Annotated in this window: 14 protein-coding genes; 1 reads left to right on the forward strand and 13 read right to left on the reverse strand. The window is 41.3% G+C overall.

Translation table 11 applies throughout. From position 1 onward, the window contains the following. The first annotated feature begins 127 nt into the window (after positions 1-127). Positions 128-1,546: an HTTM domain-containing protein gene (locus tag FKG96_RS24485; protein WP_207303802.1), complete on the forward strand. Its 1,419-nt coding sequence runs from the start codon at positions 128-130 to the stop codon at positions 1,544-1,546. A gap of 95 nt (positions 1,547-1,641) precedes the next feature. Here the strand turns inward: FKG96_RS24485 and FKG96_RS24490 are convergent, their stop codons facing one another. The 13 genes from FKG96_RS24490 to FKG96_RS24550 all read right to left on the reverse strand — a co-directional run bounded on the left by FKG96_RS24490 (position 1,642) and on the right by FKG96_RS24550 (position 22,038). Further along, positions 1,642-3,342, reverse strand: a complete 1,701-nt coding sequence (locus FKG96_RS24490; protein ID WP_130858003.1) for a hypothetical protein — start codon at positions 3,340-3,342, stop codon at positions 1,642-1,644. A 295-nt stretch (positions 3,343-3,637) separates the two neighbouring features. Further along, a complete protein-coding gene (locus tag FKG96_RS24495; RefSeq protein ID WP_130858002.1) occupies positions 3,638-3,826 on the reverse strand; it encodes a hypothetical protein in 189 nt (62 codons plus the stop codon). A 104-nt stretch (positions 3,827-3,930) separates the two neighbouring features. After that, on the reverse strand, positions 3,931-5,178 hold the full coding sequence (locus tag FKG96_RS24500) for a sorbosone dehydrogenase family protein (RefSeq protein ID WP_242627382.1): 1,248 nt from the start codon (positions 5,176-5,178) through the stop codon (positions 3,931-3,933). 130 nt (positions 5,179-5,308) lie between these two features. Continuing rightward, on the reverse strand, positions 5,309-6,634 hold the full coding sequence (locus tag FKG96_RS24505) for a DUF5690 family protein (RefSeq protein WP_130858000.1): 1,326 nt from the start codon (positions 6,632-6,634) through the stop codon (positions 5,309-5,311). 20 nt (positions 6,635-6,654) lie between these two features. Beyond that, positions 6,655-7,815 (reverse strand): TIGR03364 family FAD-dependent oxidoreductase, encoded by a 1,161-nt coding sequence (locus FKG96_RS24510; protein WP_130857999.1) that lies wholly within the window; start codon positions 7,813-7,815, stop codon positions 6,655-6,657. A 149-nt stretch (positions 7,816-7,964) separates the two neighbouring features. Continuing rightward, complete coding sequence (locus FKG96_RS24515) at positions 7,965-8,918, reverse strand: metallophosphoesterase (protein ID WP_130857998.1); 954 nt, start codon at positions 8,916-8,918, stop codon at positions 7,965-7,967. A 21-nt stretch (positions 8,919-8,939) separates the two neighbouring features. Beyond that, positions 8,940-10,427 carry a SusD/RagB family nutrient-binding outer membrane lipoprotein gene (locus FKG96_RS24520; protein ID WP_149106259.1) on the reverse strand — a complete coding sequence of 496 codons (1,488 nt, stop codon included), beginning with the start codon at positions 10,425-10,427 and terminating at the stop codon, positions 8,940-8,942. 28 nt (positions 10,428-10,455) lie between these two features. Further along, the gene (locus FKG96_RS24525; RefSeq protein ID WP_130857996.1) at positions 10,456-13,623 is read right to left on the reverse strand and encodes a SusC/RagA family TonB-linked outer membrane protein; all 3,168 of its coding nucleotides are present in this window, start codon (positions 13,621-13,623) and stop codon (positions 10,456-10,458) included. Positions 13,624-13,885: 262 nt separating this feature from the next. Further along, complete coding sequence (locus tag FKG96_RS24530; RefSeq protein ID WP_242627381.1) at positions 13,886-15,478, reverse strand: RagB/SusD family nutrient uptake outer membrane protein; 1,593 nt, start codon at positions 15,476-15,478, stop codon at positions 13,886-13,888. A gap of 75 nt (positions 15,479-15,553) precedes the next feature. Continuing rightward, positions 15,554-18,520 carry a SusC/RagA family TonB-linked outer membrane protein gene (locus tag FKG96_RS24535; protein WP_149106260.1) on the reverse strand — a complete coding sequence of 989 codons (2,967 nt, stop codon included), beginning with the start codon at positions 18,518-18,520 and terminating at the stop codon, positions 15,554-15,556. Positions 18,521-18,553: 33 nt separating this feature from the next. Then, entirely contained in the window at positions 18,554-19,591 is a 1,038-nt protein-coding gene (locus FKG96_RS24540; protein ID WP_130857994.1) for a FecR family protein, read from the reverse strand. A gap of 89 nt (positions 19,592-19,680) precedes the next feature. Beyond that, the gene (locus tag FKG96_RS24545) at positions 19,681-20,205 is read right to left on the reverse strand and encodes an RNA polymerase sigma factor (RefSeq protein WP_013663512.1); all 525 of its coding nucleotides are present in this window, start codon (positions 20,203-20,205) and stop codon (positions 19,681-19,683) included. Positions 20,206-20,346: 141 nt separating this feature from the next. Then, entirely contained in the window at positions 20,347-22,038 is a 1,692-nt protein-coding gene (locus FKG96_RS24550) for a sodium/solute symporter (protein WP_013663513.1), read from the reverse strand. Positions 22,039-22,142: the final 104 nt, after the last annotated feature.

Here is a 22,142-nt window from a genome sequence, read left to right on the forward strand (position 1 = left end):
TCAACAGCAACCTTATGGCTGTTTTTAAGCAATATACAGTGTCAATCAGTATGGTTGTGTTTTTTTAAAGCAATGACCTGAAAACCTATGCCGCAAATTTTGCAAACTTAATATCTGTTATGTAAGTTTGGTTACAGAAGATACCATGCAGATGCCTTGGCTTTTTAAAAAGATCGACCATATCCAACTCATTCTTTTTAGGATATTTTTTGGGCTCTTGGCTTTGCTGGAATGTTGGGGGGCTATTGTAACGGGCTGGGTAAAGGAAACCTTCGTCGACCCTAATTTTACATTCCCCTTTTTTGGTTTCGAATGGACCCAATTTTTATTAGGAGATATCATGTACCTTTTATTTGTGGTACTCGGATTATCTGGGCTCTGTATCGCAATCGGTTACCGTTATCGGGTCAGCATTCTCCTGTTTAGTTTGGGTTGGTCGTTGGTTTATTTCATGCAAAAATCAAACTACAACAATCATTACTATTTAGTGATGCTCATTGCATGGTTTATGGTTTTTATGCCGGCGAATCGCGCACTTTCACTGGATGTTAGACGAGGACGTACAAAAGGTCAGCAAAGCATGTTTAATTGGCAACGCTATTTATTTGTTACTCAATTATTGATTGTATACACTTTTGCCGGTATTGCAAAGTTATATCCCGGTTGGTACAATGGACAATATTTGCATTTACGACTTTCCGATTCGTCAACTTGGTACCGTACACATTTTTCCTGGAGTCATTTCGCCGACCTACTTTCTTCTGAAAATTTTGCACGACTATTATCCTGGCTTGGCATTGGCTTTGATCTACTGGTAATACCCCTTCTATTATGGAAACCTACACGTACTATTGCATTTATCGCCGCACTGCTATTTCATATTTTCAATTCAATCACTTTACACATCGGTATCTTCCCTTATTTTGCTTTAGCATTAGCTATATTTTGTTTTCCACCTGAATTAATTCGAAAGCGATTTGGACAATATTTGACGAATAATCCATATCGTGTCGTTTCATCTCCTCCCCGCCCTTTGAGCAAATATTTATTGCTTCTATTGGCTTCTTATGTACTCTGGCAACTCTATTTACCGTTGCGCCATCACCTAATAGCAGGTGACGTACTCTGGACGGAAGAAGGCCATCGCCTGGCATGGCGTATGATGCTCAGACGAAAATCCGGGCAGATCACATTTTACGTTGTTAATAAAGAAACCGGTAAGAAAGAACAGATTCGGTTAAACGAATACGTAATGCCCCATCAACTACACCTTGTCAGTACAGCCCCGGATGCTATTTGGCAATTCGCCCAGCGCTTAGCAAAGGAATATAAGCAAAGAGGACAAGTAGTTTCGGTATTTGCGCAAAGTATGGTTTCCGTAAATGGTAGCCCCTATTACCCATTTATTGATCCCACCGTTGATTTAGCGGCAACTTCCTGGAGATATTTTTCCCACCAACACTGGATTCTGGACGCCCCCGAAGAAATTTACAAGAAAAACACACCCATACCGGAATATTTCCTGCCGCAAATTCGAGCGTATTAACAATCCATCCGAACCTTAAATCAACAAGATCGCAATCCGCGAATCACCGTATTAGCTTTTATATTTGCACGGTGTTGTATAGACATTCTACTCATTTATGCTAAGGTTTTTATTTGCTTCGTTTTAGCCAGCAAATTTGGCGAGATTTGTTGAATCGTTTTTTCTGAAAAGTCTAATACATGAATCGTTGCTGTCGATTCGGACTCACTTAGTTTACACAACATGTTTGCTGATTTTCTTTGTGTGATTCCTGCTTTGAAGACATAAACGTTTATTTCTTTTTGAGGAACAGCCAATAAAGAGGAGTCAAGCGCTAAAAAATCAGGCGTACCAATGATAACATAATTAAAGTGTTGCTTAAGCGTTAAGAGTATTTCTTTTAACCCTGCCTTCGCAAAAAAATGCTGCAAGCTCCCGTAGTCATTCAAGCCGGATTCGCCTTTCACGTCGCCCGTTCGAAACGTTTTAACAATATTAACCAGTACCGGGCCTTCCGTTTTCTTCTCCATCGTTTGACAAAGCTGATTCTTTATACGCTCAGCGTTGCCAATAAACTCAATAAAATCGTATGTATATACGTTATCCATATATTGTCGATCAAATTGATTTGAGAGATTTATATGAAGCACTTCATTTCCAAGCTTCGCCAATAAAGCTCCAAGTTGTACACTTATTATATATTGTTCTTTTTCTGCCTCAACAGAGTTAAAGACAATAAGACTTGGCTTTTTTGCTAAACGTTCAACTTCTTGAATGAGTTCTCCGTAGTTAAAGGCAACAAGCTCTTGATTTACATTTTTATTTAGCTCCAGCTTACTGCTTTCTGTTCGAAGCGAGATGTCAAGGTCTTCGAGCCGCTTTACAATGGGGGATTTATACCTTCTAAAAAAGCCAATAAAAAAGGGTATGATCCCTACAAAAACAGCAAGCAACAAAACAACCCATAACCATTTCAATGCACTGTTGGGAAGTAATATGTACCGAGAGATCTCGGCGGGTTGCACCGTTTGAATCTGAGGTGCTACCAATGAATCCATTAAATCACTTACTTGTGTTTGACTTAATTTTTTTTGATATCGCTCAAGCTGATCTGAATAAATCTCCGTGATTGAATCCCGGCTATTGAAAAGGGCGATGAGTTTTTCAGAAGGTTGCCGCGTATAGAACCTTTTACGCTGTGGGACTCTATTTGGCTTAAGGAGCTCCCTTTTTTCAGTGTCCAGTTTGTTAATAAGATCATCTCGCGAACGTTCAATTGGGATAAAATAAGAGGTATCGTATTTCGATTTTTCTTTATACACCTGCTGTAGCTTAGCCAACTCTTCATTATACGATCTAATCTGTTGTTCTAAAGAAGCGTTATTGATGAAATACGCCGGTAATTGGTTAAATTGGTTAAGTGGAGTTTTCAAATATTTTAAGATCGCTTCTATTTTTCTAATGATAAGCTGCTTGTTGGTCTTTGAAACTTTATTGGCCCCATTTTCATTAATAGGCCGTAATTCACTTCGTTCAGCACGTAGTTGCTCTTCAACCTGCGTATTTAATTGTAAAAGTTGTTTATTGGTCAGCGATAAACTATCTTCTAATTGCAACAAGGCACTTTTACTTGTTATCACTTGTTTCACTTCAGTTTTATTGCCAAGCGTTACACGCGCCATCAGGTACGTATAAATCACTCCTCCAATAAGAAGTAGACTGGCTAATGATAAAATTAACTGCTTTCTGTTACGATAAGCATCAACACTTTCCTTGGCTATAGTTATTATTCTCTTTCTTCTATTCTTCTTCTGCATTACGCCCCCTTTGGAGCTTAATACGAAATAAAAGGAATCCTAGTGTAGGTGTGTCGATATTGTATAGTAAACAGTATACCAAACAGTGAAAAAATGAGGTATCCACATGAGGAAATCGCTTTAAAAAAAGAACGTTTTCTTTAGTCACTTTTTTCCGCAAAAAGTGACGCAAAAACTCATCGCTTGGAACTTTGCTACAACGGCAGTGCATCAACGTGCAAACCGCAAATTTCCTAGGCGATATTTTGGCAGAACGAGGGCTTTTACTTTTAACCAATGTATTACATCTTCAGCCCTAAATATAGCCTTGTGCGTGGGAAAAGCGGCCTTGGAGGATACCGCAGCAACGAGCAGCAAAGCATTTGCACTCCTGCTCATTGTGCAGTATCCAAGCGGATTGAGGAAGTGAAACGGCTCCAATACGTGCCGTTGATGCTTTGCCATCAGTTGCAAGGTAGCCTACACAGCCTTGGGTTTTGTTCAACTTTTTGCCAAGAAAAAGTTGATTAAAAAAATCGTTCCTTTAATATAAACACTTTCATTTGTGTGTTAAATCGAAACTAAAGCGTTCAGCAGAAAAAGTAGTTGTCATCCTTTAGCGTTATAAGTAATTTTATAGATGGTTCCCTGCAGGTCATCGCTTACGTACAAAGCTCCATCCGGACCCTGGGCCAATCCGCACGGTTTATGTTGACTGGGGCCCGTCGGATTTTTCAAGTCGATTCCTGCAAAATCGTCCGCAAAAATCTCCCAATTCCCTGTCGGCTTACCATTCTTGAAAGGCACGAAGGCGACACAGAAACCCTTATGCAGTTCCGGCGATTGATTATGAAAAGCAATAAAAGCGCCGTTCCTATATTTCTCAGGAAACATAGTCCCTGTATAGAAGAGCATCGCATTTGGCCCCAGGTGTGCTGGAAATGCCAGGGCGGGCTCCAAGTACTTACTATCACCTTCTTTTTTACCATCCCCTCCAAATTCGGGAGCCAGTAATTTTTTATGCCGAATATGATCGTAGTAAATATAGGGCCAGCCCGCATCAGCCCCTTTTTTTAGCTCATATAACGTTTCAGCGGGATAGGTAGCCGAATAGGTTGCATCAAAATATTGCGGAAACTTTTCATGAAAATTGCCCCGGCCATGCTGTAAGGCATAAAGTGAATTGGATACATCGTTCCATGCAAATCCCATCACCCCCTTTAATCCCGTTGCATACTGTTCACCATCGCTGTACTCCTGATTTAACTTATCGGCGTCAAATCGCCAAATACCTGCTACGGAATCTAGTAAAGGACAAGATTTCCCGTCTTTTGTTTCGTCTGCACAGGCATCTGAATAGGAGGCAACTGCTACATATAAATTCCGTTCCTTATCAATCACCAGCGGTTTTGCACCATCAATGGCATGCGCAACCAACCCTTTAACTATAACCTCAGGGTGGTCCACATCAGTCACCTGCTGATTTTGATCGAGCTTATATCGATATACAGTTGTGTTAGATGATGCATACAGATATTTTTGATCGACTAAAATACCTGTGCCGGTATAATCACCAAAAGCGACTGTTTTGTCGATCGTCCCGTCACGATCCGTGTCTGACAAACAATAGATTCCCTTTCCATCTTTTAAATTATTCAATTTAACGTATACATCGCCTTGCTGACTGACCGCAATGTGACGCGCCGCGCCTAAAGAGTCTGCAATAACAGTAGCCGAAAAACCCGGTTCTAGTGTAAGTTTGGCTGTTTTCGGCTCTTTCTTTGCAGGTGATGAGCAGGCAAGACAAGCACTTACGAATGCAAGCACACTCGTTTTTTTTACAATTTTTTTAAACATTGTTTTAGCTGTTGTTTTAGTATTAATCCGACACCTAATCATTGTAGGTTATTGAATGTAAAACTAAAAATATCGAGCAATTTCCGCCTAAGTGCTTTGTATCTTTTGTGTTGCACTCATTTGGATGGATTTATTTTAGTATGATATCCGCTTCAGCATGAACCGATTGTTTTTTTTTCGACCTTAACTTATCCGTAAAAAAAATAAATATGGCAAGGAGGAGAATTAGACAAATGGGGGTAATGGCGTAAGAAAAATAAATTAGTATAGATGACCACCTCACACCCGGTAAGCCGAATTCTTTAAATAAAAGAAGCGCTACACTTCCGAGATATCCAACAGAATCGCAGATGTATACAAAAAAACCAGCATTTGCTTTCAGCTTAAACAGTGCAATAATTCGTTCAAATAGGACTGTTTGTACCGGTGTATAAGCCAGGAACAGCCCAATTCCTAATAACATCATCCAAGAGTAAGCATTTAAGTAATGCATTTGAAAGAGCAGTGTACCGGTACCACTCAAAAGCACACCAAAAACCATTAATATGAGTGTGCACAGAAAACCCTTGTGATTATTTCGTATAAAGGCAATCAAACCCACTGACAGAATCACAACTATACTACTGATAATCTCGGTGGTGGCAAAAACAGTCCCCACGTAGCCTGGTTGGATTTCATCCCAGATCTCTACCGAAAAATTATCACGGAAATCACGCATAACGGTTAAAAATGCATATACGACAACGATTGTCACTACTCCGACACCATAAAGTGCCATCGTATGCTTCCTTGTTTCTTTATCCATGGGTATTCTTTCCGTTCGCAATAGTCGGTCCTTTTCGTTAGGTACGGGAATAACGGCAAGCATCCATACAAATAGTAGAAAAAAGGGAAAGAACAGCGCACCAACAATAAAAGGCATCCAAAATTCACTAATGTGAATTTGTTGTTGTATAAAAACGTATATCGTTTTGAGTACGCCGGATGCCACGATGATACTTATGTTTAAACCGAAACCTAATAATTCCGTAAATCGTCGCCCCTCTAGAAAGCTAAAAACAATCCCCCAAATCATCCCTAAAGGGAGCCCGTTTAGAAATAAGCAGATAAAATTGTATGGAAAGGGAACAAGGGCAAACAGCAATAGGCTGAGACCAGCCGCTAGAATAAGTGAAATAATCAGCCAAACACGTTGGGCGCTTTTTAGCTCGGCAATTACCTTGATACCGATAAACTTGGACAACATATAGCCAAACACTTGCGCAATGATAAGAACAGATTTATAGTCCATACCAAAAAGACGCAAGCCGTCGTAATGACCGGTATTGAAAGGTTTACGGAAAGCATACATGCAAAAGTACGCTCCGAAAGCGGCGATGGAACACCATAAAATAAAGGCAATATCCGATGTGCGCGACAACCAGGTTGTCACGTTACTTTTCTTTGTATTTTCCATTGTGTATTGACGATTCGTACCTAATGATCGAAGAGTTGCTGAATACTGGCTTCCGTGTAACCTATTCCTGCCGTCATGCCCTTTCCTCCAATACAAGTACGGATGTGGATGTCATCTGTTACATTTATTTCCACAATATTCTTCTCAGGGTGTTGCGGGTAATACCCTGCCCAGCTACCGGCGATTTGTTGTACATCGAAATTGACAATACGTTGCGCCTCATTAAGCATCAACCGATTGATGTAAGAACTAATTTGAAAGCCTAAATCATCCACTTGATTCGAATCGGCATATTCATGTGAATCACCTATAATAAAACTTCCGTCAGTTGCCTTTTTGAATAGTATATGAATACCCCATTTTTTAAGTTCAAGATAATGCTCGGGCGTGCCAATTTGGTTAAATGAGGGACAATACATTTCAAAACTTTCATAGCGTCTAATGGTCAATCCTGTCAAAATATTACCTTCCAATTCAACTTTCGGCATTGGAACCGTACGCAGCATCTGTAATTTACTAACCATTTGTCCGCTGGCACTGAAGATATCCGGAAAGAGTAGTTTAAACTCATTGCCATTACAGATCACCAACTTAGCCCCCAAGTAAGATGTGCCATTCGATCTTCTTACGCAAACACCTTCGTTTAATTGCTCGGCACCAATTACCGGTGCATTATAATTAAGTGTTAAATTTTCAAACCGCGATTGCATATAGGCATGTACTCGATGAATCATCTTGTTGGGTTCTAAACTTACTTCTTGAGGAAAAAACAGCGCTTCTTGCACGTAAGACGATCGAATAGCCGGGTATTTTTTCAGCACTTTATCACTGCTCAGCAAATCACAGGCATATCCTACAGTGTCATAATGCGTCTTTAGTTCGTGAATAAGTTGTTGTTCGTCTTTATCAGAAGCAATGTAAACACTTCCATTATTGCGCACCGAAATATCAAATTCTTTCTGGAGTGCTTGATAAACTTCAAGTCCTTTTACACCATACCAAAACCATTGATCCACCATGCCAGAAGGTACGGCCTGACCGAAGTTTCGCACGGTTGCGCCTACAGGGTAGCTATCCTTCTCGAGTAAAAGCACTTTTAATCCTCTCAGAAGCGCATGGTAAGCATGAAAGGTTCCCAAAATACCACTTCCTACAACAATAAGATCAAATTTTGCTTGCATTGTTTTAATCGATAAAAAACCAATTCCATTTATAAGACAATTATAAACATTGTTTATTATAAATAAACAATGTTTATGTTAATTTTTTGTTAAGAATAAAGAACTAAGTCATGTTAATCCGTAGGAACATTGATGTTAATCTGTTTCGGTTAATAATAAATGGTTTCGTATCGGCTCGAGCCATCTTCGTATAAGTCCAATATAGAATATGCGGGCGGGAAATCATCCAAAACGCCATTCCACCAATTCCCCGAAACGGCTCCGCCACAATAATAACAGACACCCAAATAATCCACTTGGTCTACATAATGTACATGGCCGCTGAGCGCAACTTTAACTTTGCCACTTTCCTTGAATATTTTTTTTACGTCCATTACGTCCACGTGTTGATCCCCCCCTGGGAAGCCGAGTTCTTTGGCAGGTTTACGTTGTGCGGCATAAAGTAGGGGAGTAACGGATATAATAGGTACGTGCGAAAAAATCAGTACGTGCATATCTTTCGGTGTATTTGACAACTGATCTTTTAACCATTCGAGTTGCTCTTCTCCAAAAGTATAGCCACCCTTATCAGTTACATAATGAATACTATCCAAGGCAATAAATCGCCATCCCCCCTTATCAAAAGTATAATATTCACCAGGTAATCCCAACTTCTGCTTAACCCATTGTTTTCCATAATACGCATCGTCCTTTGACGTCCCGTATGCTGCATGCTCCGAAGAAAGGTACCAGACATCGTGATTACCGATACAACTTTTGACCGGCAGATGATTGTATTGAATAACTTCATCCCAGGCTGTCCAAAGGTTGGTTACCTCTTCCTTTGTTTTATTATTCATGTCCATAAGTGAATCACCTGTGTTAATAATCAAGTCCGGCTTATCACTTAATGTATTTACATCCTTTAACACTTTGGCAAAGGCAGCTTTTGGATTAGCTTCGTTAAGCAAATGGATATCTGTAAGATGCGCAATCCGCAGTGCCCGTTTTATGTTTTTCTTATTTTTCTCAGCGGCAAAAGCGCTTAGATTGGCAAAAGCAAGTAAAGAAGAAGCCGACAACAAGCCTGCTCCTTTTAAAAAATTTCTTCTTTGATAATTCATAAGAGATAATGAATTTGCTTACTATTTAATCAACCACATGATATCATTCTGGGTATCAGAACCCTTGAATTGTCGTTGAAGCGCTTCTTTTAAATTCGCTTCGTTAGTACTATATTCCGCAGTGGGATAAGCCCATCTTTTTGGTATTTCATTGTTATTTGCGTTTGCAGGCCCAACACTGAATGTTGGAACTCCTGTGCGTCTCTGTTCAAAGAAGGCCTGTTTTCCGGAGTTTTCGAAGAAGGCTACATATTTTTGTGTTAAAATTTGCCGAAGACCATCTTCATTATTTCCCTTATAGGGATTGCCCGCTAAGAATGTACTGATTTGATCAGCAGGCACACCATAGAATTTCATGGACTCTTCGATACCTAATTCAAAATGTTCCGCAGCGTTGCCTGCCGCCCATCCACGATTAACACCTTCGGCCAAAGCAAATTGAACTTCTGAGGCTCCGAGCTGTATGGCCGGAATACCGGAAGGGGAAGCTATCCAATAATCAAAATTGATCATCGAAAGTTGGCCCTCGGTAGCCTGCTTCAAGAGTGTGCTTTGTAGATCACCGGTTTTTCCTCCCTGAAAAGCGGTAAAAGGATTATCGGGATCAGCACGGAGCCCTTCTGCCGGAAGCGCCTGAATTAGTAAGCGCGGATCTCTGCTTTCCTTTAGAATATCTACATATGTAGCGCCTAACGTATTACGTGCATCTCGCTTAATGACGATACCATCTGAAGGCCATAAAGGATACATGTTGATGGTGTTGTATAGTAACTGAAAATTATCCTGATTGGATAATATAAGCGGAAATTGTGATGGATTGGCCAATAGCTCGGCAAAACGTTCTTTTACACGTAAGTCAGGCGTATCATCCGCACGCTTACTCAAATCCATCAATACCCTCAATTTAAACGAATTCACCAACTTGCGCCACTTATCAATTTGCCCGTCATAAAAAAAGTCGCCTTCTAACGAAGCGCCCTGCGCCGCGTGCGCCTCAAGCTCGGTATTAGCCTCCTCTAGCCAGTTCAACACTTGTGCATATACCGCTTGCTGTGTATCATATTTGGGCTGAAAGTTGTTGTCAGCCTCTCCTTTAATAGCTTCTGACATCGGTATATCACCAAACATGGCCGTTGCCCGGCAAAAAAAATAGGCTTTGAAAAATTTAGCCATACTGAGATAAACAGCACCGAGTTCACCGGCCTTTTGCGCCTCCACTTCCATGCGATTTACGTCGCGGAGTGCGCCATATGCCTCCTCATAGGATCCGGTAGTCCAATTATAAGGCTGTCCGGCATAATAGGCCTCATTCTGCGTCATGTATTGATTGTGACGCTGATCTTGGCTCCAAGGCGCATCGGAAGCACGCATCAATAATCCGGTGAAAATAAGTTTAGGCGCGGGGGCATAAACGGCGGCCGGATCTTTTTGTAGATCTTCAATTTTTTTACAGGCACTCACCATGCAAGCTAGCAGCAAAATGAGCGTTATTGATTGGAAGGTTTTCATTAGTATATTTTTCGGGTCCATGGAAGTATTAGAAAGTTGCATTGAGGTTGATGCCAAAACTCTTGACAGATGGCGTCTGGTAATCAGAACTAGAACCTGTAAACTGATCCAGATCCATATTTTGCGTCCCTTTGCCTGTAAAATAGAACAGATTGCGCCCGACTAAAGAGACACTTGCCGTATCAAAGAACTTGGTCCGTTTGAGAAAGGATGACGGGAAGTCATAGCTCAACACAATCTCTCGCAACTTTACAAAGGTTCTTTTCTTCGTTGCAATGGGATCGGATTGATAATAATTGGTCGCCCACGCTTGCCATAATACCGGAATATCATTTGGAGCGAAAACACGTGTGTCAGAAATTACATTCCCATCTTGATCGGCATTCAATTGACCGCTGACGATTTTTACGCCGTCCGTCATAACACTACCTTTATACCCGTCCACATCTCGATTTTGCCAGTCCTTTAAACGGTACTCATTGGCAGATTCCGGATGAGTGCCCGATCCCCACTGTTTGGCGTCTTGTACATTCTTTATCAAACCACCAAATCGGCCATCGAACATAAAACTTAAGCTAAAGGCCTTATACTTGAAGGTGTTGTTAACACTGACAGCCCAGTTATTATCGCTGTGTCCTATTTTCGTCATATAAGGATTATAGGCAGGTAGACCGTTTGTCCCTACAATAAGCTTCCCTTCATCATCCCGTTGGAAATCTTTTATATAATAACTGTCCCATCGTTCGCCGACATGGATATTTCCATAACGATTTTGCACGCCGTCAATTTCATGTAACCAGGCATGATTCGTCGAGGCATTGACAAGCACATTCCACGAGAAATTATCACGGGCAATGGGCGTACCATCTACACTTAACTCCAGCCCCTTGCGTAAGAGCGTTAAACCATTTGTCTGTCGAGCACTGACACCCGATGTTAGGGATGTAGCAAGCTCAGTAATCCGCGGCCCTTCTAAATTTCTAAAAACAGCTGCATCTACGCCTAGTCGTCCATTAAAAAATCTAGCCTCAAGCCCTAGCTCAAATGTCTTCACACGTTCCGCCAACAAATCAGGATTAGGCAATACACCGGTATAATTAACGCCGGTATAGGTATTTTCCCATCTCCCATAATTACTATAAAAGGGTAACAACTTGTAGATATCGTACTGGGCATCTTCGTCTACAAAATCACTGGCAACGTCTGCGTAAGCACCGCGCACTTTCAAGGATGTTATCGCTTTGGGCATGCTAATCATTTCGGAGATAATAGCACTAAGAGACGCCGATGGATAAAAGTAGGTGTTGTTTTTTAGGGGCATAGTGGATGATTTGTCAACACGCCCGGTCAAACTTAAATACAATAAACTCTTGTAGTCGAGATCAATAAAACCATATACACTTCCAACCTGTCTGGAAGCCCTATCGTTAGTGGCAATGGTAGGCATAACCGAATTACTCAAGTCGTACACTCCCGGTACTGTTAACCCACGGTCAGTCCGTGCAAACAGCGATTTAGCGCTCACGGTTCGCAAGTTCCCGAAAATGGATCCCGTGAAACCAACATCTTCAAAAAACCGGTCTTGATACTTTAAGGACGCTTCCGTATTGTTTTCCCAAAAGGTATCATACGTTTCCTGATAGCCCCCCACTCTACTTCCACCAATAGTGTAGCCATATAAGTTGGCTGATATCGGGATTTTAATTGTGCGATTCCGGTTCCAAGTACTAACACTCGTACGAGCATTGAAAGACAGCTTCTCCGTTAACTTATAGTTCATCATGATATGTCCATAAATATCATCTTTATCATAAGTTCGCAGGTTTTCATAAGCTGTCATCCAAGGGTTATCGTAAATCGTATACTCTCGATTATATTGTTGTACATTCTCTTTGCCCGGTTGCCAATAATTTCGGAGATCATTAATATCGTAATCCGCGCCTCCCCAAAGCGTTAATATATAAATGGGACTTTGCGGACCATAAGCTAAATTCGGATAGTTGGGTGAATATTGTTTATTATAATTGATACTCGCATCAAAGCGAAGCTTACTGCCGGCATTAATACCGCCAGAGAGATTTACGTTGGTTCCTCCTAATTTTGTGTTAGGTGTCGTGCCTTTCTGAAACATCTGGGATGCCGACAATCGGAAATCTCCCCGATCTCCTTTAGTGGAAATAGCCAGGTTATTTGTACTTAATAAACCATTTTCCAGAAACTCCTTTAAATTGTCTTTTCCTTTTGCCGTCCAAGGCAATGGCACCAGTTCGCCGGTTTGCGGGTCAAGCGGACTGTTATACTGTGTAATCAGTTGCCCCTCGAAACGCGGCCCCCAAATATTGTAATCATTATCATTAATCCCGCCCCCTCTACCGTCTTTAAAAGCATATTCATAATTGGAACCGGGACCGTACGCTGTTTGAATTTTTGGTATCGCATTATAACCGGTCTGTAATTGGGTACTCGAATTAAATTCGACTTGAAAGCCTTTGTCTCGAGCCTTGGCACGTTTTGTAGTAATGACAATCGCACCATTTTGCCCTCTGTTACCATATAGAGCGGCAGCATTAGCGCCTTTCAATACAGAATACGACTCAATATCATCAGGACTTAAATTCCAGGAATCTGTATTAATGGGCATACCATCAACTACAATTAACACATTATTACGCCCTCGTAAAGTAATACCGGGGTCACCGAAGAGATTGGTGCTTGGTGTGATCGTGAGACTGGCAACCCGACCTGCCAAATTGGAAATAGCACTCGGCTCACGCGCTTTTACTAAATCCTGCCCTTTTACTTCCTGAATAGAATAACCAACCGCCTGCTTTTCCTTTTTAATACCTAGTGCGGTAACGACTACTTCATTTAGACCCTGTTGATTAGGTGCGAGGGCAATAATAAGTTCTTTTTTTGTATCGACAATCATACGCTTGGTCAAATAGCCAATAAAGGCAATCTGTAGCGAGTCAGCTGAATTTGCCGAAACATTAAAATTTCCATTTTGATCGGTTGACACCATTTTTCCGGTGCTCATGTTACGAACGGTCGCGCCGGGAATGGTTTCGCCGGTCAGCGAATCGGTTACTTTTCCGCTGACTACGGGAGATTGCCCGAAGGAATAGCCATAAAGAACCGTCAACAGGAGTAATAGTATTGATTTCTGCCGTAAATGAGATGAAGGTTGAACTAACATAAACAAACTTTTAACATTAGGTGTTTTTAAACACAACAATATTAAACTTTGTATATTATTAGTAAACTATTTAAATATTAAATTTTGGTTAACTCCAAACATAGACCAGCTAAAAACAAATCAAACTACTAAAAAACAACCATTTAAAGTTATTAAACCGAAAAACAAAGAGTAAAAACCGGCACTTGCCGTTACTTAACAATTGTTTATAAAAAAAGCCGTTCTTTGCAGAACGGCTCGGTTTTAAGACAGATTTAGCGGGCTAGTAGCCAGGATTCTGTATTAATTTCGTATTCAATCTCATTTCGCTGGTAGGCACCGGATAAATGCGATAGGTTGGTGCTTGCCCTCCGGGATTAAATCCCCAAGCATCTTCAAATTTACCAAAGCGTATCAAATCATTCCTTCTCCAAGCTTCCCAAGCAAACTCCCTTGCTCGTTCGTCTAGAAGAGTTTCTAAAGTAATACCCATTACTTCATCCGCGCCCACACGCCTACGGATCTTATTTACAAGTACATCTGCCGTTTGTGATTCACCTTTCACGGTGGTTGCCGCGGCACCTCGGAGAATCGCCTCGGCTTTCATTAGATAAACATCCGCCAAACGAAATACCGGCACATCATTGTTAGAATCACGATTGCTGGGATGCGTATTCTTATCGGGGTAGTACTTTATTGAACGTACACCGCGGGCTTTGCCAAGTTCATCATTGCCGACGTCCATCGTAGCTTCCAAACGTAAAGGCATTTCGGGCGTAAATTCCAATTGCCATTGAATTTCTTTCCCTGGGTCCGGCCCGCTATAGCTTGCATCTAAGCCTTTATTGGTTGTTTTGACCAAAATCGGATTACCATCAAAATCTACTTGTTTTCCAGCCAGCCAAGTCTCATTGCGTTTGTCGCCCGCTAGATTAAACAAACGATAGAAATCGGCGATAGTGCTTAAGGCAATACTCGGTCTAAAGGGCAAATCGTATTTGTCTTGTAGAGCTGTATGCAATCCGAATCGTGAGAATTGATTTCCCGGAGCCACATTGGCATCATAAGGCACTGCAAAGATGGTCTCGCTGTTTGGACCATTATCCGGCATGAACAAGCTTGTAAAATCGCTCATAAGTGAAAAATTTGATTCAGTCAGGAGCTTATCAGCGTACGCCACCGATTCTGTATATTTCGGCGTACCCGTATAATATTCGGCGTTTAAGTAAAGTTTCTGCAGCATTACATAGGCTAGCCAACGAGTTGGACGACCATAAGTCAACATACCTGTCTCGACCGATAAATCAGGAACCGCAGCCAACAACTCCGTTTCGATAAAATTAAAGACCTCTGAACGACTTGAAGTAGCTGGTTGTTCGGATGAACCGAAAGCAATCGAAATGGGTACATTTCCATATAAATCCATCATAAAAAAATAGAAAAGCGCTCGCATAGTCCGAATCTCCGCTAGGGTTTGTCTCTTCGAATCACTCTCTACTGCATCTTCGAACAGTGCCAACAGCCGATTACACGTTTGGATACCACCAAAGCCCCATTCCCAAACCGCTTTAATCGTTGGATGGTCCGGATTCCAATTATGTTTATGCAGCATCCTATATTGCCCACCATCATCATAATTCCCATCTCTTGCAGGGATAATAGCTTCATCGGTAGAAAGTTCCTGCATACGCCAATAGTTAACAGCATAACCAGACCTCAGCTGTGTATAAATGGGTCCTGTTGCAGCCACAAAAGCTTCCGGTGTATTTGGAAAATTATCAGGAGTCAGCTCCGACTCAACAGGTACGTCCAGCTTCGTACAGCTTGCAGCTATCATCCCAATAAACATGGCGATTAAAAATATTCTTTTTTTCATCTTGTATATCTTTAGTGCAATACAACCATCATTATTTATCATATTGCTGTCTACTTTATTGAACATTAAATTCCATTAAAAATTCACGTTTAAACCCAACATGAAGGAGCGAGTTTTGGGGTAATAATTGCGATTATCAATTCCCGGCTCTATCCCACCCATGCTAATCTCAGGGTCAATTCCTCGATAATTTGTAATAACAAACAAGTTATTAGCACCCACATATATTCGAATCATACTTTTGTCCTTCTTAAAGTTATAACCTAAGGTCGCGTTATCTAAACGCAGATAACTCCCGCTCTCAACAAAACGATCCGACAGCAAATAGGCATTGTTATCATTAATAGGCTCCTGCTCATCTAAGGTAAACTGTGGTATATTCGTTTGCGTAGCATTATTAGGCGCATTCATATCGGCTAGGGTTGCATTGATAATTTTATTACCGGTAACTCCGCGGAGAAAGAAATTTAAGTCAAAACTCTTATACTTAAAGGTATTGTTCCAACCATAAATCAGTTTAGGTTGCGCATTACCGATATAATAAAAGTCGTTTGACGTTGGTGCAGTTGTTAAGTTCCCATCTTTATCATAGAACTGCGATACACCCTCGGCGTTCTTTCCGGCATAACGCCATGTATAGATGGAACCCAATGCATAACCTTCTTGTACACGCTGCGAAGCATTCCCCGATTGTCCTCTACCTCCTAAGTAAGCGGTTTGTATCAGCGGCAATTCAAAATTATCATTGCTCAGTGATGTCATTTTATTGCGGTTATGCGCCAGGTTAATAGCTGTTGTCCAGCTAAAACCATTTCGGTTAACCGGAGTAGCCTGCAAAGCGAGCTCGATTCCTTTATTGGACATTTCACCGGCATTAGCTGTCAATTCAGGTACAAAATATTGCGTAGCTGATACGGGATAAGTCCATAGCAAATCGGAGGTACGCTTGTCATAAACATCCACCGAACCGGAAAGTTTATTGTTAAACAAACCAAAATCCAACCCGATATTAAGTGTAGCTGTTCGTTCCCACTTTAAATCGGGGTTTTCATTTTGGAAAGGTCCAATCGCATTAACGAAGCGACCGTTATAATAAAAACGCCCTGTACCTGCATAAAGGAATCTGGATGTAAACACGTTGAATCCTTGTGAATTGCCGGAAACGCCGTAACCGGCACGTAATTTCAGGCTACTGATAACCGGTAATGCTTGCATAAACGCCTCCTGATCAATTAACCACCCTAAGGATACCGCTGGGAACAAACCCCATTTATTGTTTTCGCCAAAGGCCGATGATCCATCTCTTCTTAAGCTGGCCTGTAATAGATACCGGCCTTTATATTGGTAGTTTGCCCTACCGTAAAAAGAAATGAGTCTTAATGTCTGAATTCGCTTGGTACCATAATCGACCGGTATTTCGTTTGAATCGCCCAAACCCGGGTTGTTATAAGACAAACCATCCGTCACAAATCCCTGGTTAGTAGTTTGAAAACCATCTCCTAAACGATCCTCTTGCCAAGAATAACCAGCTAACAGTTTTACGCCATGCTCACCGAAGCTACGATTGTAATTAAAGAACGACTCCAGGATTTTTTTTGTATTACTAACGGTATTTCGGATAACGCGTCCGTTTAGATTCTGCGCTAATCCTGAAAATCGGTTATAATAGACATTACTGTCAATCCGTTCATCTTGATAAGACACATTGGTGGTAAAATCGAATCCTTCGAGAATAGTTACTCTCGCACCACCGCTTGCCAAAAACACTTTTGTTTTTTGACGGATATCATTGTTATCAATAAGTGAAACAGGATTCAGATAGCCGCGAGTTACTGAAAAGTCTTCGGTATAAGAGCCATCCGGTTGTTTTACAGCAACTGTTGGCAAATAGGTCAGCATATTGCTGTATACCTCATTGGGCACCAACTTACTATCTGTGTTACTATTGGTAATATTTAAGTTGAGCTTTAAGCGATCGTTAAAAGCGTGTTGTTCCATATAACCTCGCACAATAAATCGTTCCATGGAAGTGCCTTTAATAACCCCTTGATTATTTAAGTAATTTACGCTGGCACCATAAGAAGAGTTTTGACCACTTCCACTAAACGACAGATTGTGATTATGGGAAATACCTGTGCGGCTTACCTCTTCTTGCCAATCCGTATTGCTCCCATCATCTTGGGCAGCCGTTTTACCATTTTCACCAAGGTAGGCACGCAAATCTTCACCACTTAACATGTCAATGGTGTTGGAAATCTGCTCGGCTGCCACATAGGTACTATAAGAAAGCCGGGTAGCACCCGCCTTAGCTTTCTTAGTGGTAACCATAATTACACCATTAGCTGCCCGAGAGCCGTAAATGGCTGTGGAAGCCGCATCCTTCAATACGTCAATGCTTTCGATATCATCCGGCGCTACCAAATCGATGGAAGCACCCGGCACCCCATCAATTACATAAAAAGGCTCTTGCGACCCTGCGCGCAAAGTAGTTGGGCCTCGAAGAATTACCGTGGGTTTTTCATTTGGATTACCGCTTCGGGTTATGTTTAAGCCCGCAACTTTACCTTGTAATAACTGCCCGGGCGTACTAAAAACCCCGGCGTTGAACTCTTCGCTACTTACCGAGGTAATTGACCCGGTAATTTCGCGCTTGCTACTTGTACCATACCCAACAATAACGACCTCACCTAAACCTGTTGCTTCTTCTTGCAGTTTAACACTTAATGTTACCTGTTTTCCTGCACTCAGCTGATAATTCCGCAGTGTGTCCGATTGATAGCCTATATAGCTAAAGACAAAGTCATAAGGACCTCCAAGCGGCATCTGCATGAATTGAAATAGTCCTTTCTCAGATGTGCTCGCTTGAAAACTCTTTCCACTACTTTGATTAATGGCCTTCACGCTTACCCCAATAAGCGGTTGGCCCAGCACGTCCTGCACGATACCTGATACCATGGGTTGCCCCTGCCGCGCATAAACATGCTGACAAAGCACACAGGTAATCAGCAAAATGCTTGTTTTTAGTTGCTTTAATACATTCATTTTGAAATTAATTTAATTAAGTGTTTGATATGGTTATGGTATTTGTGTTTTCCCTTTATGGATAGTAAATCTGTTGCCCTGATTTGGTTCTAGTGTTAGTCCGTTTAACAAACAAATATTTGCCAACACATTATCAATCGGTTCGAGCTGCATATTAATTTCGCCGGTATAGCTTATATGTTCAATTTTAAGCTTCGGCTCAAGTACGATCTCCACTTGATAATTTTCAGCCAACACTTGCAGCACTTCATTCAATTGCATCTTATTGAAATGGAGCGTAAAGCCGCTTTTCTCGAAAGAACGCATTTCATTGTCCTTATTCCGCTTAGAAACAAGCGTAACCGGAATTTCTCGTTGTCTTAGGCGGTTAAAGGTGAAATGTTGACCGGGTAATAAAATTTTCTTCCGAAAGTTTTTTGATAATTGCAAAGGCTCTATTTGAATTTTGCCCGTATGCAGTTTCACATAGGTGTTTTCTCCTTTGCCCAACGTGTTAATGGTAAATGAAGTACCCAGTACGGTTGTTTTCAATCCTCCTGCGTAAACACGGAAAGGTTTCTGTTCATCTTTCGCGACTTCAAAAAAGGCCTTACCACTTAGAAATAACGCTCTTTCTCCGTCATTAAATTTCTCTAAATGCTTTGCGGAACTATGTGCATATAATACCATCCATGAAGAATCCGGTAAGCGCACACGGACCGCCTTTTCTGTTGTGTTGTTATAAACTTTCCATTGCGGTACAGTGTTGAGCGATGCTACCTGCGGTTTCTGTTTTTTTTCGGTAGTCGACGATATATAGGATCGCCAAAGAACAATCACCGTTAGCAAAAGCAAGAAAGTAGCTGCGGCCGCATATATACCCGGCCAATACACCTGTAGGCGCTTATTGACACGAGACGAATCATGTTTTTGCAATCTGTTGGATATAGAAGCAAATAGCTGATCTGACTTCTCTTGTCCAAGTTCCTCCGGTGACCGGAAGGTCTCCCATTCTCGTTCGGTAAAGTATCTTTTTATCGAACGTGTTGGCCAACGCCATATAGATCGTCTGATATCTTGTTTTCCCTTCATATACAAACAATACGTTTGCCGGAAGGGAGTCCCTTGATACTTAACAATTATTTAACATTAGTATGAACAGCTATTTCAATTCAGGTAAATCAAAGGAACAGGGTATACATATATTGCTTTAACCGGTTCAATACTTTTGTAATATGTCCTTCTACGGTTTTCATAGAAATGCCCATCATTTCGGCGATTTCTTTATGACTCAACCCTTTCTCTCGGCTTAGGTTAAATATAAGTCGACGAATCTGTGGCATATCGGACAGCTGGTTATCAAAAAGCCGGATTAAATCTTTAGCTTCTATTGCTTGGACGAGGTTATCGGTAAAGGGTGTAGCGGCGCAAACTCCTTCGTGCTTAGTGCGCGTTGCTTCCTTGCGTAGCTCATCGATCATAACTTGACGGGCCATATGAAACAACTGCAACGAAAGATCTATATGACCATTAACAGCTGTACGGCATTGCCAGAGCTTAATAAAAGTAAGCTGCACGACTTCCTCCGCCAGAAAGTCCGAATTCGTCTTTTTTTTAATGAAGAAATAAAGCTGTTGATGGTATTGCTTATAAACAGCATTAAAGGCGGTCCAGTCGCCTTGCTTTAGCTCTTCCGTTAACTGCATGGCCTCAAAATTAAAATGCCACTTTTAGCTCAACCCTTATTATATGTTAAGCTTTCATTAAAGGCATCGTTCGGTTTATAATTGGTGGTGCTTCTTAAAAATTGTATATGATAAAAACGGCTTAGCGAGCTCTGTATATATTTACCAAAATCTAGCGTAAATGACGGATAGTAATAAAATAGTAGTAATACTTAAAATAATAGTAGACGGCTCCAGCTTAAACATCGCTTTGTCAAGAGAAAAGGCTTTTGGACTGATTTTCGGGCCGGCTAAACTTACACCTATCATGACAAGTACCGTCGTAAAGAAAGACCAACCTAAACATATAAAAAAGGGTATCTCATACACGCCTTCGGAGTTTTTAAAAGCTGAATATAACCATGTTTCAGGTCCTAGCAGGGGTACCGCCAATTGGTTAAAGAAAATAGAAGCAGCAAAGCCGGTTAATATACCGACTACAGCGGCCGCGCCACTGGTACGCTTCCAAAACATACCCAACAAAAAGGTGGCCAGCACACCGGGACTGATAAAGCTTGAATATTTTTGCACAAAAGTATAGCCACCCTCTCCACTTATACCTAACAGATCATTCCAAGTAAACGCAATACTTAAAAGCATCGCAACAACGACAGCAATACGACCCGTTCTCACCATACGCTCTTCGTCAGCACGTTTATTCAAATACTTCTTATATACGTCCATGGTAAATATGGTGGATATGCTATTAGCCTTTCCCGCCAATGAAGCTACAATAGCAGCGGTTAAGGCCGCCACCGCCAGCCCCTTTAGCCCGGCAGGCAGAAATGTCAATATAGACGCATAGGCAGCATCTTTATTCTGTCCTTCCATAGCAGGCAGCATGCCATTTTTGTATAATACATAAGCGATGATTCCAGGCAACATAACAATAACCGGCATTAAAATTTTAAGCAAACTGGCAAATAAGATCCCCGTTCGCGCGGTTTTTAGATCGGCCCCTAAGGCTCGTTGCGTAATATACTGATTGCAACCCCAATAGTTTAAGTTACTGATCCACTGACCCGCTGCATACATACCAAATGCCGGTAGGATTAAATATTTGTCAACATACTCCTGTGGGGCCCCGGCGGTAGGTTTTTTAAACATTAAATGGAAATGATCCGGAGCCTGCTGCAGCAAGACATTAAATCCAGCGAAGGCGTTTTTTCCCAATCCGAAATTCTGGCTTACAATGGTTAAAGCCATATAGGTGGTTGCTAAGCCTCCTATTATTAGCACGGCAACCTGTATCGCGTCGGTATAGCCGATCACCTTCATGCCCCCTAAGGTGATGAAAATGGCAAACAAAGCTAACACCATCATAATTTCGTGAAAATAAGCACCGCCTAACAGTCCATTGATCGCTAGCGCACCTAAGTACAGGATGGAAGTTAGATTAACAAACACATAAAGAAATAGCCAGAAAATCGACATAATAAGCGCTACTTGCTCATTGTAGCGCATCGTTAAAAACTGGGGCATGGTATAAATCCTGTTCTTGATATAAACAGGCATTAAAAAGATCGCTACCAATATTAATACGGCCGCCCCCAACCATTCATAGATAGCTACGGCAATACCGGCAAAGAAACCGTCACCACTCATTCCTATAAACTGTTCGGCTGAAATATTGGAAGCAATGATCGATGCGCCAATGGCCCACCATGTAAGTGATCCTTCTGCCAAAAAGAAATTTTTGGTACTATTTGCTTCGTTTTTCTTCTTTTTCTTATAAATCCAATATCCGTATGAAACAATTATTACCAAGTAGAAAGCAAATACGAGATAATCCCAAAAAATGAGTTGATTTGGCATGGATAGCGTTAAATAATTTGGATGAATAAGTTCTAAGAGGTTCAATTTCTTTCCCTCATCCTATCCAATGCCCGTTGTTTAGGAGGGCATTGGATAGGATGAGG

Source organism: Olivibacter sp. LS-1, assembly GCF_008245145.1.
Classification (GTDB): domain Bacteria; phylum Bacteroidota; class Bacteroidia; order Sphingobacteriales; family Sphingobacteriaceae; genus Olivibacter; species Olivibacter oleidegradans.